The sequence below is a fragment of the Mycolicibacillus koreensis genome, assembly GCF_002104795.1.
Classification (GTDB): domain Bacteria; phylum Actinomycetota; class Actinomycetes; order Mycobacteriales; family Mycobacteriaceae; genus Mycobacterium; species Mycobacterium koreense.
Genome location: NZ_NCXO01000008.1, coordinates 1 through 15,394, shown reverse-complemented (window position 1 = coordinate 15,394; position 15,394 = coordinate 1). Strand labels below are relative to the sequence as shown.

Here is a 15,394-nt window from a genome sequence, read left to right as displayed (position 1 = left end):
CACCATGGGCAGGCTCGCCGCCGTCGACATCGAGACCACCGGACTCGATCCCGCCACCGATCTCATCCTCGAAGTCGGCGCGGTGGTGTTCGACAGCCACCTGCAGCCCGTCATCTCCGGCGCAGTCATCGTGGCCACCCACGCGGCCGTGGATTGGGCCTTCGACACGTTCTTCCTCCACGACGATGAACTCAGCCCGGCCCAGGCCATGCACATACGCAACGGCCTCGTCGACGACCTCATGCTGGTGGATTACCACCTTGGCAGCCACAGGTTCTGCCCCGATGACGCCGACACGTTCACCGTCGCTGGCACGCTCGCCGACGCCGACGCCTGGATGGCGAACTTCCTTGCCGAGAACGGTGTCGCCGGTCCGGTGCCGATGGTGGGAAGCTCGGTGCGCTCACTCGACGCGCCGTTCCTCAGTGCCCACATGCCGCACACTTCCGCCGTGTTCAATCACCGCACCATCGACGCCTCGGCCCTGATGGAACTGGCGCGATTCACCGACCCGCCCGCCTATGGCGAGATCGACGCACTGGTCGGCAGCGCCGAGCACCGCACCGTCAGCGACTGCCACCGAAGTTTGAACCTGATCCGCTCGTTCGCTACTCGGTACGGGGTGGGAAATGACATGGTCCGGTGAGTACACGCAAACCCGTTGCGAGAGGCGAGTGCTGGCCTCCGACGGCACTGGCTTGTCCGTCACGCAGTGGCGCGGCCGCCAGGTCGACAACACCGTCGTGTTCCTGCACGGCCTGTGTCTGAACTCATCAACATGGAGCGACCAGATCGCCTCCACGCTGGCCGGTTTCGGACCCCGAACCCAGGTGATCGCCTACGACCATCGCGGCCACGGTGATTCGGACTCCGCGTCGGTGTCCAGCTACACCGTCGACCGTCTCGCCAGCGACCTCGACGACGTGCTCGCCACCCTCAAGGTACGCGGACCGGTAACGCTGGTCGGACACTCGCTCGGCGGCATGACCGCGCTGACCTACCTGAGCCAGCCACGTCGGACCGAGATCAGCGGGCTGGTGCTGGTGGCCACCACCGCGGGGAACCTCACCTCCAGCGGGGCGGGACGGCTGCTCACGATCCCCGGAATCGACCTTCTGGCATCGAGTTTCGACCGGATTCCCGACGTCGCCGCTCGCGGGTTCGCTCTGCCGCTGTGCACGCTGCTGAGGCGTCTCGGCTCCGGCGCGTCGAGGCGAGCGACCTTGATGGCCACCGCCGCGCACGCGCTGGCCACCTCGTCCCCGCGCACCGCCGCGGGGTTCCTGCCGACGCTGCGGGACTTCGACGTGACCGAGTCGCTTGCTCACATCGAGGCGCGCACAACGATCCTCGGTGGCGAGTTCGACGCGCTGACCCCCATCGAGCATTCCGAGCTGCTCGCACAGCGCATCGCTGGCAGCACCTTTCACCGGCTGCGTTGCGCCGGACACATGCTTCCGCAGCTGGAGCCGGACACCGTGGCCGGGGCCATCGCCGACGTGGCGGGACTGCAGGAGTTCGCCGCCGCCTGATCGTGCTGGCTGGCAAACGCCACCGGACGAGCTGCCAACCCGGAATCTCGACCTGCATCCGGGCCGCGGTGTTGCATGTTCTCGCCGCCTTCGCTGTGCACCCGCGCGCCCTGTTGCCGGTCGCGCCGGTGTGCCTGCAGCCCGGCCCGCGGAGCGTGCGGCCACGCATCACCTGGTTCACCGCTCGCGTATATAGCGAGCGGTGTATTGCCGCTCAAGCAGCCAGCCGGGCGAATAGCGCCTCGCTGACCTGCACAGACGCTGATCGGCATCATTGGCCAGCCGGGGCCGGTTCGCCCTCACGCGCACGCGGGCGCACAATGCGATCCCAGACGGTGGCCGCCTCGCCGAGCATGTGAGTCTGCGAGTGCGCGTAGCGGCGCAAGGTGAAGGCGCTGTCGGTGTGCCCGGCCCAGGCCGCCACCACGGCCAGCGGGACGCCCTCCAGGTGCAAGATGGTCAGCGCCGTGTGCCGTCCGCCGTGCAAAGTCACGTGCGGGACACCGGCGGCGGCCACCGCGGCGGCCCACCGGTCGCTGAGAGTGTCGGGATGGTGCGGGCGGCCGAACCTGTCGGCGGCCACCCAGCCCTCGTCGCGGTAGCGGTCACCGGCGGCGAGCTTCTCGGCGCTCTGGCGTTCCCGCGCACGGCGCATCGCGGAAACCAGCTGCGGCGGCATCGGCAGCACACGCTGCCCGGCCGCGGTCTTCGTCGACGTGTCCTCGGTGCCGCCGGGCACCGCCACACGGTTGCCTCGCACGGCCAGCATCCCGGCGTCGATGTCGACGCAGTCCCACCGCAGCGCGGCGATCTCCCCGCGGCGCAGGCCCAGCAGTGCGAGGTACCAGCAGTGCTCCAGGCGGTCGCCGGTGATGTGGGCGAAGAAGACATCGAGATCATCGGGCGACAGCGTGGCGGGCACGTAGCGTTCACTGGCCGGAATGGGGATCGCCTCGATGTGCTCGGCGGGGCTGGCCTGCAACGTCTTCTGCCGCACCTGCCGGGCCAGGATGTCGCGCAACTTCGCCAGGGTCACCGCGGTGGTCGTGGCCTTCCACGGCGGGCGCTTCCTGCCGTCGGGTTTGACCAGGTCACCGGCCCGCAGGTCCGACAGGAACTTCTCGATGCGGGCCTCGGTGAGCTGCTGCAACTCGATACCGCCGAGTTCGTCGACGATCGGGGCGACCGCGTATCCGTAGCTGGTCGTGGTGGTCGTTTTCTCGGTGCGCAGCCTCTTGGCGGCGAGCCACTCGTCGACCGCATCTTTGACGGTGCGCCGGTTGGGGGCGACGTAGGAGCCGGTCACGGTGTCGGCGGTGATCGTGTCGCGCCACCGCTTGGCCTCGCGGTAGGTGTCGAACGTGCGTTGGGGCTGGCGCGGCCCGGACGCTCCGGCCGGTGCACGCTTGCGGGTGCGCCACCTGGTGACCGCCCGGCCGCGCCGGTCACGGGTCTCGATCCTGCGGATGTTAGGTTCTGGCCGCGGCATCAGGTTCTTCTTCGCAGGTCAGACGGCCGAGGAAGGCGACGACGAGGACGTGACAGGCCCTGTCCTAGACGATGGTCCTTGCAGTGGCGCGAACCTGCAGATGGGTGCGTAGCCGCTGCCTTCAAGCCGCACGGTCCTTCGCTCCTCTCCGGGCGCGGGGCGGCCTCGGAATGGAAAACCTCGCCGATCCCGGAGGATGGCGAGGAACTATGCCTCCAACACTACGGCGCGACCCCGCGGCGCACAACCAGCAGCCGGGCTGCGACCGGGTCCGGCCGCGGGTGGCATCGTCGACGGCATTGCCCGACCCAGGAGGTCCACCATGGCCGCTACCCCACCCCGCCGCATGAGCCCTCGCCGCTGGTTCGCCGGTGTGCTGATCGCGGCCACGGCCACGTCGCTCGCGGGCAACGTCACGGCTGCGCTGCTGGTCCAGCACGACAGCGTGGACTTGGTCTCCTGGGTGGTGATCGCGGTCGCCGCGGTGGCTCCGCTCGCGCTGCCGGTCGCCGTGCACTCCGTGCCCGTGGCTGCCCAGCTGGGTGGGGCGATCCGGGCCGTGGTGATCGCCGCGGTGGCAGTGGTGGCCGCCACGGCGTTCGTGCTCAGCTTCGATGCGCTGGCCACCCTGGCGGCCGCCGCTGGCCACCGCGGCTGGATCGCGTGGCTGCTGCCGGTCACCGTGGACACGATGGCGGCGGCCGCGGCCGTCGCGCTGGTCGCCGACCCGGCCACTGCGGTTGCCGCGGCAGCCACACCGGCAGCCACCGGCGACCACTCGGCGGCCACACCGCGGGATGCTGCCGATCCCGCAGCGGCCACCTCGCTGCACCTGGTGGCTGCCGACGACCACGCCACGGCCACCGGCGGTCACCCGGCAGCCACCGCCGTGACCAGTGACGATGACAGTGTGGACGGCCATGGCGACCAGGGTGGCCACCGAGACGGACACCGCCGGACGGCCGGGCGGCTGGTGGCCGACGGCCGCGTCAAAGCGGAGGTGGGCGCGGTGGCCGCCGCCCTGGCCGCTCTGGACGCCGGTGACAGCTACCGGGCAGCAGCGGCGGCCACCGGGCTGCACCGCTCCACCGTGGCGCGCATCGCCGAGGCCGCCGCCGCCGAGGAGGCGGAAGCGCAGTCGGTGGCCACGTGACGGCCACCGCACCCCCTCGTTCAGAAGCGGCCGGGAGGGTGTCGGGCTAGCGTTGGTCGCCCGACAGGAAGGTCAGCGTCTCCGGCTCGTCGTCGATGCGGCCGATAGACACGGTGAAACTCGCGGTACCGGGGTACGCCTCCGGCGCGCCCGCCGCGTACTCACCGGCCAGGTTCTCCACCGCGGTGGCCACCGCGTCGGCGGCTGCCCGTATGGCCGGAGCGTCCGGGCCGCGGTCGTTGATCCGGTCGATAGTCTCCGGTGTCGGCTCAGCCATGGCTCCAGTGTCGCACTGTGGAGGTACCCCCTCGCAGATGCCGAAGATCGCGCTCTCCGGCGCTGGCTTGCCGCGCCCTATGGTGGCCCAGTGGCCCACATCCGCGAACGTGGATGCGTGCGGGTACTTTCACTGATCTCGGACGTCGAGCGCCCCACTCACCTCGACTCGCCCGGAGGCACTTTGTGACCCCATCCGTAACCGTCCGCGCTCTCACTGAATACGCCGTCACCTATCGTGACGGCCCGTTCCAGCTCGCCAGCGGAGCGACGAGCCACTACTACGTCGACGTGAAGGCCGCCCTGTGCCGCCCGGCCGTTTTGCAGGAGATCAGCTCCGCGATCGTGGCGCTCGCCCGTCGCGAGGGCGTCACCTTCACCGCGGTGGGCGGACTCACGATGGGCGCGGACGCCGTAGCGGTCGCGGTGTCCCTGGCGTCGGGTGTTCCGTGGTTCTCGGTGCGCAAGGAGGCCAAGGGACGCGGCCATGCCCGCAGCATCGAGGGCGCGCAGCTGGGCGCGGGTGACCGTGTCCTGCTGGTCGATGACGTCGTCAGCACGGGCGGGTCCACGCTGCGGGCGCTGGACGCCGTGGAGGCCGCCGGGGCGGTTGCGTCGGCGGCGATACCGGTGGTGGATCGCGGCGATGCGGCTGCGGCCGCACTGGAGGGTCGCGGCGTGCGGTACCTGCCGCTCGTCACGCACGAGGCGCTCGGCATCCCGGCGCTGGGCAGCGAGTAGGGATCGTTCTTCGGGCACCGGCCCCGCACCGTCGATGCGGGGGTCAACTAGAGCAGTTCGGCGATCTCGTCGGTGGCGGCGTGCCGCGTCTTCTCTGCCGATGCGAAGCGTTCGGCGAGTTCACGGCGGTCGTGTTGGCGCTGCTCCTGCAGACCGCTGTGGTTGCGCAGCTGCCAGTAGAGCCAGGACCGCTCCCCCGCGACGGTCAGCCCCCGCGTGGCCACGTCACGAAGAAGTGGCTCGTCGGCGGCGGCCGCGGCGCGCAATTCGTCCTCGGTGTACTCGACGACGCGAGCGTCGTTGCCGGTCCACGCAGTGACCAGCCGGGACAGTTCGGTCACTCGCTGCTCCCACGCCTCGGGTTCCGCGTCGGCAGCGCGCACCAGCAGCAGGTCGAGGTCGCTGTCGAGCCTCATCTTCCCTGTGGCCGCTGAACCGAACACCGCGGCGTAGACGACGTCACCGCCCCACTGCGCAAGGTGGTCTTCGAGGCGACGTAGGGAGGTCGACGTCAACTGTGCGAGCGCCCGGATAGGTTCGGACGCCAGGTGCTCGCAGTTGAGCCGGTAGGTGTTGGTTCTGCCCACCTGGTCTCGTAGCACCACACCCTGGCCGGAGAGGCGGGTGAGCACCTTGCGGATGCCTTCGCCGGAAGCCGTGGCCAGGATGCGCTGAATCTGGGGAATCGTGAACGTGGCGTCGGCACTGGCCAGGACCGCGAGCACGTCACCGTCAAGGGTGGGCGTCACCGTGGCGAACGACCGGTTGAGCTGCATCGCGGCGCCCTCCACTCGCAACTAAAGTTGGATAATGCCAACTATAGTTTGAACGAGCCCAGGCACCGAGCAGCAGCGCGTAACTGATAGCTGCGCGCGGCAATAACATCACTTGTGTCGCTAAGTGATGCTATCGTGCGGTGGTGGCATCACTTAGCCCCGCCGTCGGCCTTGAAACCCTCACCTGGGAGCCCTCCGCCCAGGCGGGATACAGTCTCGCCGACCAGCGCGTTGCGATCCGACAGTCCGGCACCTACCAAGCCGCCGTCACCGCCGACATCGCCGAGCTGCAGGTGGCGCTGCCCTCCGCCGTGCTGGCCGCCGCCGAGGACGCCAGCCGCGAGATCGCACGCTTCGACTCCGAGCTGGGCGACGAGATCGCCCCGTTCGCCGCGGTGCTGCTGCGGTCGGAGTCGGCGGCCAGCTCCAACATCGAAAACCTCACCGCCTCGGCGCGTGCCATCGCCGAAGCCGAATCCCTCGGCGGCCCCACGCGGCGTAACGCCGCGATCATCGTGGCCAACACCGCAGCCATGCAGGCCGCCGTCGCGTTGGCCGACCGCATCGACGCCGCCGCGATTCTCGACATGCACCACGCCCTCATGCACACCAGCACACCCGCAGCGGCGGGCAGATGGCGCGACGAACAGGTGTGGATCGGCGGCGGCCCGTTCGGCCCCCGCGGCGCGGACTACATCGCCCCACACCACCGCCGCGTCCCCGCGGCGATCGACGACCTGATCGCCTTCACCCATCGCCTCGACGTTCCCGCGCTGGTGCAGATCGCCATCGCCCATGCGCAGTTCGAGTCCATCCACCCGTTCACCGACGGCAACGGGCGCACCGGCCGCGCCCTGGTGCAGGCGATGTTGCGCAGAAAGGGCCTGACCCGCCATGTCACCGTGCCGGTCTCCGCTGGTCTGCTCACCAACACCGACGCCTATTTCGCCGCGCTGAACGCCTACCGCGACGGTGAGGCCGCGCCGATCGCCGAGCAGCTGTCGCAGGCGGCCTTGCTCGCAGTGGCCAACGGCCGCCGTCTGGTGACCGAGCTGCGCGACATCCGCGCCGGGTGGGCCACGCGCGTGACCGCCCGCCGCGACTCCGCGGTCTGGAAGGTGGTCGACTTGCTGGTCAAGCGTCCGGTGTTCAATGCCGCGCTACTGCGCCACGAGCTGGGTATCGCCACCGGCAACGCGCGCCGCTACATCGACCCGCTGGTCGATGCCGGGATCGTCGTGGAGTTCACCGACCGCACCCGCAACCGCGCCTGGCGCGCGCCGGAAGTCCTCGCCGCGTTGGACGGCTTCGCCGGGCGGGCCGGGCGGCGGCGGTGGAGCGACTGAGTCGGGGCCGGTCGCGCGACCATAGTCGTCAGGCGGCCACGCCGCCCGAGGCGATCAGCCGGTCGATCTCCGCGGCGGGCACCAGGCGACGCCTCCCGATCTTCACCCCGGACAGTCGCCCGTCGCGCAGCATGGCGTAGACCATGGTGCGGCCCACCCGCAGCGCGTCAGCGGCCTCGGGAACGGTCAGCAGCCGACGCGTCGTCGGCTCGGCGGCCTTCGTCTCGGGGCGCACGGCCGCTACCAGCGCAGCCACCGCGGCGGTCAAGGCGTCGGTGTCGGGCGAGGTCATGGCTTCAAGAGTGCCCTGATCTGGCGGCGGCCACAAACGAGTCGGCACGACACGCCGGAAGGAATTATGCACCGGCGAAGTGCAAGGACGTGACAACGTCCATGATAGTCCCATGGCACGCAGGCCCGAATGGGTGAAGCCCGTCGAGACCGCGGCGGGTCGCCGCTACGAGGTGCGAGTGCACGGAACTCGCCCCGACGGCACTCGATTCCAGCACAAGAAGCGGTTCCGCACCGTCGACGAGGCGGTGAAGTGGCGCTCCACGGTGACTTCCGAGCTGGCGCACGGCACCCACGCCGCGCCCAGTGAGATGACACTGCAGCAGGCCGCCGACGCCTGGCTGGCCGGGCAGCGCATACGCCCGAAGACGCGCAGCGCCTACATCACCGCGCTGCGGCCGCTGGTCGACGCGCTCGGCGGCAAGCCGGTGCAGAAGGTCACCAAGGCCGACATCGAGGCCGTGGTGCAGGCTCTGCTGAACGGAACCTCGGCGATGGGCACCTGGCACGCGCCGACGAAGCTGCCGAAGGCCGCGAAGAAGACCCGCGCGCCCTGGTCTCCTGCGTCGATCAACCCGATGCTGGCACGGGCGCGGTCGATCTTCGCCGACCTCATGGCGCAGGGCGTCGTGGCCCGCAACCCGGCCGCCTTGGTCAAGGCCCTGCCGGGCCAGAAGCCGGTACTGACCACGCTGAGCGCCGACGACATGGCCGCGCTGCTGGAATCCACTCGCGACGACCCCTTCCACGTCGCCTGGCTATTGGCCAGCTACGGGTTGCGCCGCGGAGAGATTCTGGCGCTGCGGTGGGACGCGGTCGACTTCGACGCCGAGACGGTGACGATCGACGCGTCGCGGGTCGCCACCGCCGGGAAGGCGACCACCGGAGTGCCGAAGACACCCAGCAGCGTGCGCACGCTGCCGATGCCGCCGGACTTGACGGCGGCGCTGCGCCGCGAGCGCACCCGCCAGAACGAGGTGCAGCTGCAGCTCGGTGAGATGTGGCCCGGAAGCGAGTTGGTGGTCGTCGACGCACTCGGCCAGCCGCCCTATCCGGACACGGTGACGAAGGCGTGGGGAAAGGCTCTGGCCGCGGCCGGTCTACCCCATGTGCGGCTGCACGACGCCCGGCACTCCTGCGCCACCTTGATGCACATGCGCGGGGTACCCGCGGTGGTGATCGCCGCGTGGTTGGGTCACACCGACGCGCGCTTCACACTGGCCACCTATGCCCACTCCACCAACGAGGCCCTGGCCGCCGCAGCGGCCACGTTCACCGGCACCGCCACCGACCGGCCCCGCTCCAACGGTGGCGCGTAGCGGCCGTGGGTCATCGGTGGGTCATCGGTGGGTCACGCACCGCCGGGCCGTGGGCGATTAAATCCCGAATGGGTCACTCTGGGTCATCGGTCATTCCCGCCGAAACCGGTAAATGATCTCTGACCTGCGCTTTTCCGGTGGTCCCGACTGGGATCGAACCAGTGACCTTCCGCGTGTGAGGCGGACGCTCTCCCGCTGAGCTACGAGACCGTTTCACCGAGGTGGAACGAGGTCGAAGGTTAGCACGAACCGGACACCCAGCCGAAAGCCGCAGCACCACGGGCGGCATGGGCACCCACCGACACTCGCTTGCGACACACCCGCGCCACCATCACCGCGGGATTTGTGCAGGCCCGCTCGAGTGGACTAATGTCGTGCTTCGCGACGGACGACGATCTCGACCGTGGCGCGCGGATGTAGCGCAGTTGGTAGCGCATCACCTTGCCAAGGTGAGGGTCGCGGGTTCGAATCCCGTCATCCGCTCGGAGGGTGCAACTGGCATCAACCCCAACGGTGGAGTGGCCGAGTGGTGAGGCAACGGCCTGCAAAGCCGTGCACACGGGTTCGATTCCCGTCTCCACCTCCACGTTCGTCTCCCGGCGCGATTAGCTCAGTGGGAGAGCGCTTCCCTGACACGGAAGAGGTCACTGGTTCAATCCCAGTATCGCGCACCACGTTTGACCAGCGGTTTTAGGGGTAGAGAACGGGCCTCGTGCCCAAAAAATGCCCAATCGACGGATTGACGGTCTGGCAACACGGAAGGTTGCCGCCATGACCGCCAACACCACCCACCCCGTCGACTCCACCCGCCCCACGATGGGCTCCATCCCCAACGAGGACCTGGATCGGCTGATCGCCGCCACCGACGCCGAGCACGCCGAACTGGACGCCAAGTACGCGCATGTACCGCCTCCGGCTGACGCACGCGAGGTGCATGACTGGGAGGACAACGGTGGCGAGCTGCCCGAGCGCCACTTTTGGGGAACGCTGATCGAGTGCGGGCAGAATGCGGGGGTGTCGGTCCATGGCTTCCAGCGTGGCGACGGTGTGGTCACGGAACGTTGGATCGTCGCGTACAACACCGACGAAATGATCGCCCCGACCGCGCGCTCCGTGGCCGAGGCCCTGTTTGAGGTCGCCGACGAACTGGATGCAATTCAGGAGTCGGAGAAGTGAGCGGCGTGTCAGACCAGTCTCGTAACGTCTGGAATTGAAGGAGATGGTCACGATGACCAAGATCGCGATGTTGGTAGCCGGTGTCGCTGCGGTGCTGGGGATCGGGCTGGCGACTCCGGTCGCCACTGCTCACGCTGACCCGGGTGGCGTGACGTTGTGCCAGGTCGGCGGCGAGGTGCCCTGTTTCTGCCCGAATGGGGACGGCGGCTCGATGCGGACGAGTCCGTTCACGTACTGCCCGTCGACCCTGTATGGGCCGTGGCGTGGTCCGGCGGTGGCGCAGCGCGACAACGAATAGCCCTCGACGGCAGAGAACGGCCCCCGGCTCGCGCTGGGGGCTTTTCTCGTACTCGTAGGGGAATCGGACCAGGCGCATAATCCGTCCAACCCGTATTTGACCTACAACCCGTAGCCGATCTCGACGCCCTATCGCGGCATCGAGTTCAGCATCGCGCGCGCCGGACCCTGCATCTTCTCGCGGCCTCGCTGCATTGCCTCGTCGGGCGTGACGCCGTTGAACGTCTGATTCACGGTCATCTGGTTTCCTCCGCGCTGCTGCGGCGCCTGCTGCTGCGGTGCGCCGGGTGCCTTCGGAGACGGCAGGTTGACCGACGTGCTCGCGGGCAGCGCAGGCATGAACGGCGCCGGGGCTTCCTGCTGCTTGCCGATCGCCAGGTCGCCGAACGGCTTGGGGATGTTTGAGATCATGTTGAGCGCGCCACCGAGGCCACTGATGCCACCGCCGGCGCCCCCCTGGGGTCCGAACATGCCGAACGTCTGATTGCCGACGTGAACCTTGACCTTGCTGATCGCGCCGAGGGTCTTGGTCAGTCCGAACTGAGACGGGTCGCCGAACACTGAGCCGTCGAATCCGAACAACTGCAGCAGGCCCTTGCCGATGCCGCGACCCAGTTGTTCGCCCTGTGACATGCCCTTGGCCGATCCGGCGGTCGCGGCGGTCGCGGCAGTTCCAGCACCACCCATGGCGGCCTGTGCGCCGGCGGGCAGTGTGTACATCGGGTTGCTCTTGGTGCCTATCAGGTTCTTGGAATGAACGGTGCGCTTGTTGTTCGCGCCACCGAGCCACAGCGACTTAGGCAGGTGATATTTGAGTTCAAACTCAGAGTTCGCCGCGCCGACAGCCGAACCGCCGTAGAGCGTGGAGTCATGTACGCCACCGGACTCGACGTTGACGCCGTTGGGCAGGGTGGCCGCCATGTGACCGCCACCGGGACCGCCACGATGCACACCGATGTTGAATCCGCCCGGAACCAGTCCGGGCTCGAAGCCCAGCGCCTCGAAGTTGGTGTCGGTGCTGAAATATCGGTGATGGGTGTTCTTCCCTGTGATGGCGGCATAGATGCCCGAGATGTAGCCCGAGCAGTCGTAGTAGGGACCGATGCCGCCGAACAGGTAAGGCCGTCCATCGCCTCGGGACTTGGCGAAGTAGATCGCGTCGCCCGCGCCGACCGCGGGGCCGCCCGCCATGCCAGGGATCGGCACAGCTTTCATGCCCGGTCCGCGTACTGCCGACGTGGCCGGAACCGTCACCGCTGATGCAGCGGCCGGAATTGCAGGAATCGACACCGAGGGCGTGACGACACTCTGCGGGATGGCCGGCGCGTCGGCGATTGTCACCGGCAGCGGATTCGACTTGGTGATGCCCTTGGTGTTCGGGGCCGGTAACCCGCTCGGGGTCGCGTTGTCATCCGCCAGACCCGGATACATCGACTTGTACCAGTCGAGCGCATTCGAGGAATCCGAGTCCGATTGGGGAGCCTTGTAGCCGGGGAGATGTTTGCCGATCCACGGCGCGTGCTCGTTAACCCAGTCGCGGGCGCTCTTGCCGAGGTTTCCGGGGGTGCCGGTGTGGTTCAGCTTGTCCAGCGTCGGATGGTTGTCCTTGAGCCACTGGTCGAGTTGGTCGTTGAGCATCTTGCCGATCTCGGGAACGACGATCAGCGACAGCGCCTTGCTGATGCCGTTGGCGGCAAACGTCGCCTTACCGGGAAGACCGGTCAACGCGGTGCCGACTCCGGTCAACTTCGACATCAGCGAATTGACGCCCGAGATGGTGCGCCATGCCAGGAACGCGGTCACCACGGCGCTGATGAGTCCGGGCATCTGTCCGAGCACGTTGGCGACATCGGTCAGGATCGGCAGCAGCACCTGTCCCCATCGGTGCGCGCCGTCGAGAACGCCTTGTAGCACCGGCAGTAGCGCCTTGAGCAGGTCGCCCCACTGGCGCAGGTCATCAGCACCCTGACGGAAGAAGTTCTGCATCGTGGCTTGTGTCGACGGCAGCGCCATGAAGTTGGCGAGCTTGTCGGTCGCGGTCTCCAGCCATTGCAGGAACTTCCCGCCGCCCGCCGCAGTGGTGAGACTGTTGATGATCCTGCCGACGTTGATGAACGCGTTACCCAACTCGGTCAGACCGGTCAGACCCTCATTAATCCATTTGCCGAGTTGACCGCTCGCGGACCACTGGTCGATGGCCGAGGAGAACCGCTGCGACAGGGACACCACACCGCTGGCGATCCGTGGCAGCGCATCGGCGCCGGCAACACTGAGCTTGCCGAGTGCGTTGGTCAGCGGCTCGATGGCACCGTTGACGATCTGCTGCGCCTGAGCCGAGTCGCCGAAGATGCGGGCGAACATGCCCTTGGTCGAATCCAGACCGCCGACGCGCATCATCTCCGAGAACGTCGCGTTCCACGAGTCGGCCATCTTCGCCAGGCCCGTGTTGACCGTGGGCAGCACCGAGTTGGCGAAGTGAGTCAGGTCATCGGACAGGCCCGCGAAGATGTGCTGCTGCGCGGTGGCCTTGAGTCCCATGAGTTGCGGTCGAAGCTCAGCAACGGCGCCGACAACCTCACGCGCGGCGGGTGCCAAGCCCTGTAGCGCCGCCTGCGCCTTCTCCAAGTCCTTGGGGTCACCGGATGCTGCGGCGTCCCACATCGTCGTGATCGCGTCACCGACACCCTGGAATCCGAGAACCGCGGTGCCGATGGATGATGCGGCGGCGGTGAAGATACCTGGCATCGCCAGACCCGCCTGCGCGATCTGCTGAACACCGCCGAGCACCTGCGTCAGGCCGGTCGTCAGCGCGGGCAGACTCGCGGCGGCCAATGCGTAGGCGTTGGTTTTCAGCGCACCCGTCGAGCCCAGGGAGCCGCCGAGACGACTCAATGCGGTGCGATCCACATCGACGCGCATCGTGCGGGTGCGACCCTCGATGCGGGCATCGAGAGCATCGACCGACCGGCGCGCACTCGAAGTGTCCGCATCGACCGGCATCTCGCGGTCGTGGTCCTCCACATCGGAGGACAGCTTGTCGACCTTGGCCTGCGCCTGCCTGGTGTCCAGATCAACGTCGATGTCACCGAGACCCTGCTGAATCTCGCGACCCCACCGCTTACCGGCCTCGCGCGCCTTCGGGTCGACCTCACGGAACGCCGCGCTGAGCCGTTCGGCGATCTGCGAGGTCTCGGGAATCACGCCGACGAAGACATCGGAGAGGGAGCGTTTCTTAGAGGCCATCAGACGACCTTCCTCTTTGCTGAATCGAGTCGAATTGGCCCTGTAACCCGTAGCCAGCGGTAGACGCTATATCGTTTGGGTACGGCGCAAATCGTTGCTGGGAGAGCTCCCCCGCAGGTCAGAGCATGTTTATCGCTTTGCTGTGCCGATTCGACCGGTTGTGACCATGTGCGCGTGTTGCATCGTCGCAGGTCAGCGCGTTGCACATCTGTTCGATGGTGTTTGCTGGAGAGCGCAATCGAGTTGATGTTCATGTTTGCTACTCGCCGGGGTGCGGTTGCTGCGGTAGGCGTAGGCGTGCGCGCCGGCGAGCGTGGTGGGCGCGCAAACCTTCCGCAGCCTCGCGTTGAGTCTTGCGGTCGTGACAGGGTTTGCACGCAGCCTGGAAGAGGCTGTCGGAGTTGGCGTCGGCACGCTCTACACCGAGGCGCGCAACGGGGATGATGTGGTCTGCGATCGTCGCGGTGCCGACGCAAGTCTTGTCGCGGATCTCGCACTGGTGATTCGCACGCTCCAGCACGCGCCGCCGAACGGCGTGTGATGCGCCAGTCCCTTGACCCCAGCGGCTCATGTTCCTGCTCCTCTTCTCGCTAAGTGGGCGGTGGCGCAGCGCCGCCGAGCATCCACGCCACCGCCCCGCTCCGGTCTGCGCCATCTGCCAACGCAGCCAGAGCCGCCACTCGCGCCGCTGCGCCAGGATCGCGCGGCGCGGAGTGGAGTTCACCATGTGACTCAGCCCTTTTGAGTCTCGGTGGTGAGTTCTTCAGCCGCGTATGGGTTCGCCATGCGCGCTTTCACGGAGTCGACGTTGCGGCTGTCCCAGCGCTGCTCGGCCCACTCGCGCAGGTTCTCGCGAGCCTTCGCGACGCTGACCAGTTCGAGACCGGGCACCAACCATCGACTGAATCGCATCCCGAGGTGCCGCGGCTGTATTGACCGTTGGCTGGCGACCGCCTGGGTGAAGTCGCGATGCCGCTGGGAATCCTGCTCAAGACTGGCCGGCGCGGCGTCGTGGGTGAACAAGCTCTTCGCCGAGATCGGCAGCGGGTCGCCCACCAGCGCGGCTTCCGGCTTGGCGATCAGAGGCCAGTGACCGACGACCCCGAACTCGCCCGCAAGATCAACGATGCGGTCGATGGTCGCCGTTGCGGCCTTGCACTTTTGGAAAGCGCTCAGCTGTTCAGGCGTCGCGGTGTCGACGAACTCGGCGTGCGCCTGGTCGAAGTTCACGCCGCGCAGGGTGTCTGTGACGACCTTTGCCGCCTTGTCGAATTGAGGTCGCAGCGAGTTGAGGATCTCGTCGGCGGCGCCGTCCAATAGCGTCTTGCCGAACCGCTCGACAAGACCAGACTCGGCCCGCGCCGCAAGCTCATTGCGGTGTGCGGCAGCTACATGAGCCTGGGCCGACGCGCTCGCTGTTTCCTCGAACTTCTTCGCAGTGAGCTTGCCGGCAGCAGCGTGGTCCAGCAGTTCGGCCAGCGGGTCGACCGGCTTCGGCGCTGCGGTGAGAGCATCGGAAGCGGCGATGAGATGCGAGAGCGCTTCCGGCACCGTGCCGCCCAGGTCGGTAACCGTGGCGACCAGCTGGCGGGCGTCGTTGAGACGCGTCAGGTTCGGGACGTGACCGCGGCCCGGTCGCAGATTGTCAGCAGTCATGAGTTGCCTTTCGGTTTCCAATGGGTCTGCTGCACGATCAGGTGACATCTGAGTTGGCTTGCCCACGATGGGCGGGCTGGAAGGATGTCCCCATGGCAA

At 67.9% G+C, this 15,394-nt stretch carries 15 protein-coding genes and 4 tRNA genes; 12 read left to right on the top strand and 7 right to left on the bottom strand.

What is annotated here, in order from left to right; all coding sequences use genetic code 11:
* The first annotated feature begins 4 nt into the window (after nt 1-4).
* A complete protein-coding gene (locus B8W67_RS05330; RefSeq protein WP_085302897.1) occupies nt 5-646 on the top strand; it encodes a 3'-5' exonuclease family protein in 642 nt (213 codons plus the stop codon).
* A gap of 52 nt (nt 647-698) precedes the next feature.
* Nucleotides 699-1,532, top strand: coding sequence for an alpha/beta fold hydrolase (locus B8W67_RS05325; RefSeq protein ID WP_163797126.1), 834 nt, complete (start codon nt 699-701; stop codon nt 1,530-1,532).
* Nucleotides 1,533-1,803: 271 nt separating this feature from the next.
* Here the strand turns inward: B8W67_RS05325 and B8W67_RS05320 are convergent, their stop codons facing one another.
* Entirely contained in the window at nt 1,804-3,021 is a 1,218-nt protein-coding gene (locus B8W67_RS05320; RefSeq protein WP_085302624.1) for a site-specific integrase, read from the bottom strand.
* Between the two features lie 346 nt (nt 3,022-3,367).
* On the opposite strand from B8W67_RS05320, the gene B8W67_RS05315 reads away from it, so the two are divergent.
* Entirely contained in the window at nt 3,368-4,174 is an 807-nt protein-coding gene (locus B8W67_RS05315; RefSeq protein WP_085302622.1) for a DUF2637 domain-containing protein, read from the top strand.
* A gap of 46 nt (nt 4,175-4,220) precedes the next feature.
* On the opposite strand, the gene B8W67_RS05310 is transcribed toward B8W67_RS05315, so the two are convergent.
* Nucleotides 4,221-4,451: a hypothetical protein gene (locus B8W67_RS05310; RefSeq protein WP_085302620.1), complete on the bottom strand. Its 231-nt coding sequence runs from the start codon at nt 4,449-4,451 to the stop codon at nt 4,221-4,223.
* 185 nt (nt 4,452-4,636) lie between these two features.
* Between B8W67_RS05310 and pyrE the strand changes: the two genes are divergently transcribed.
* Nucleotides 4,637-5,191 carry an orotate phosphoribosyltransferase gene (gene pyrE / locus B8W67_RS05305; protein ID WP_163797129.1) on the top strand — a complete coding sequence of 185 codons (555 nt, stop codon included), beginning with the start codon at nt 4,637-4,639 and terminating at the stop codon, nt 5,189-5,191.
* A 47-nt stretch (nt 5,192-5,238) separates the two neighbouring features.
* On the opposite strand, the gene B8W67_RS05300 is transcribed toward pyrE, so the two are convergent.
* Nucleotides 5,239-5,967 (bottom strand): nucleotidyltransferase domain-containing protein, encoded by a 729-nt coding sequence (locus tag B8W67_RS05300; RefSeq protein ID WP_085302895.1) that lies wholly within the window; start codon nt 5,965-5,967, stop codon nt 5,239-5,241.
* 143 nt (nt 5,968-6,110) lie between these two features.
* Here B8W67_RS05300 and B8W67_RS05295 point away from each other — a divergent pair, with 143 nt between their 5' ends.
* Nucleotides 6,111-7,313, top strand: a complete 1,203-nt coding sequence (locus B8W67_RS05295) for a Fic family protein (protein ID WP_085302893.1) — start codon at nt 6,111-6,113, stop codon at nt 7,311-7,313.
* A 28-nt stretch (nt 7,314-7,341) separates the two neighbouring features.
* Here B8W67_RS05295 and B8W67_RS05290 read toward each other — a convergent pair whose 3' ends face one another.
* Complete coding sequence (locus B8W67_RS05290) at nt 7,342-7,605, bottom strand: helix-turn-helix domain-containing protein (RefSeq protein ID WP_085302616.1); 264 nt, start codon at nt 7,603-7,605, stop codon at nt 7,342-7,344.
* A 112-nt stretch (nt 7,606-7,717) separates the two neighbouring features.
* On the opposite strand from B8W67_RS05290, the gene B8W67_RS05285 reads away from it, so the two are divergent.
* Nucleotides 7,718-8,923, top strand: coding sequence for a site-specific integrase (locus B8W67_RS05285; RefSeq protein ID WP_109561714.1), 1,206 nt, complete (start codon nt 7,718-7,720; stop codon nt 8,921-8,923).
* A 138-nt stretch (nt 8,924-9,061) separates the two neighbouring features.
* Here B8W67_RS05285 and B8W67_RS05280 read toward each other — a convergent pair.
* Nucleotides 9,062-9,133: transfer RNA gene (locus B8W67_RS05280), tRNA-Val, on the bottom strand.
* Between the two features lie 200 nt (nt 9,134-9,333).
* On the opposite strand from B8W67_RS05280, the gene B8W67_RS05275 reads away from it, so the two are divergent.
* The 5 genes from B8W67_RS05275 to B8W67_RS05255 all read left to right on the top strand — a co-directional run bounded on the left by B8W67_RS05275 (nt 9,334) and on the right by B8W67_RS05255 (nt 10,397).
* A tRNA-Gly gene (locus tag B8W67_RS05275) sits at nt 9,334-9,406 on the top strand.
* A 29-nt stretch (nt 9,407-9,435) separates the two neighbouring features.
* Nucleotides 9,436-9,509, top strand: a tRNA-Cys gene (locus B8W67_RS05270).
* A 13-nt stretch (nt 9,510-9,522) separates the two neighbouring features.
* Nucleotides 9,523-9,597, top strand: a tRNA-Val gene (locus B8W67_RS05265).
* A 97-nt stretch (nt 9,598-9,694) separates the two neighbouring features.
* The gene (locus B8W67_RS05260) at nt 9,695-10,099 is read left to right on the top strand and encodes a hypothetical protein (protein ID WP_085302614.1); all 405 of its coding nucleotides are present in this window, start codon (nt 9,695-9,697) and stop codon (nt 10,097-10,099) included.
* 52 nt (nt 10,100-10,151) lie between these two features.
* A complete protein-coding gene (locus B8W67_RS05255; protein ID WP_133056043.1) occupies nt 10,152-10,397 on the top strand; it encodes a hypothetical protein in 246 nt (81 codons plus the stop codon).
* Nucleotides 10,398-10,525: 128 nt separating this feature from the next.
* Here B8W67_RS05255 and B8W67_RS05250 read toward each other — a convergent pair whose 3' ends face one another.
* Nucleotides 10,526-13,639 carry an NlpC/P60 family protein gene (locus B8W67_RS05250; protein ID WP_133056042.1) on the bottom strand — a complete coding sequence of 1,038 codons (3,114 nt, stop codon included), beginning with the start codon at nt 13,637-13,639 and terminating at the stop codon, nt 10,526-10,528.
* Nucleotides 13,640-13,955: 316 nt separating this feature from the next.
* On the opposite strand from B8W67_RS05250, the gene B8W67_RS21240 reads away from it, so the two are divergent.
* Nucleotides 13,956-14,180 (top strand): hypothetical protein, encoded by a 225-nt coding sequence (locus B8W67_RS21240; protein WP_234806666.1) that lies wholly within the window; start codon nt 13,956-13,958, stop codon nt 14,178-14,180.
* A gap of 191 nt (nt 14,181-14,371) precedes the next feature.
* On the opposite strand, the gene B8W67_RS05240 is transcribed toward B8W67_RS21240, so the two are convergent.
* Nucleotides 14,372-15,394, bottom strand: a 1,023-nt coding sequence (locus tag B8W67_RS05240; RefSeq protein WP_207567696.1) for a hypothetical protein, incomplete at its 5' end; no start/stop codon positions are given.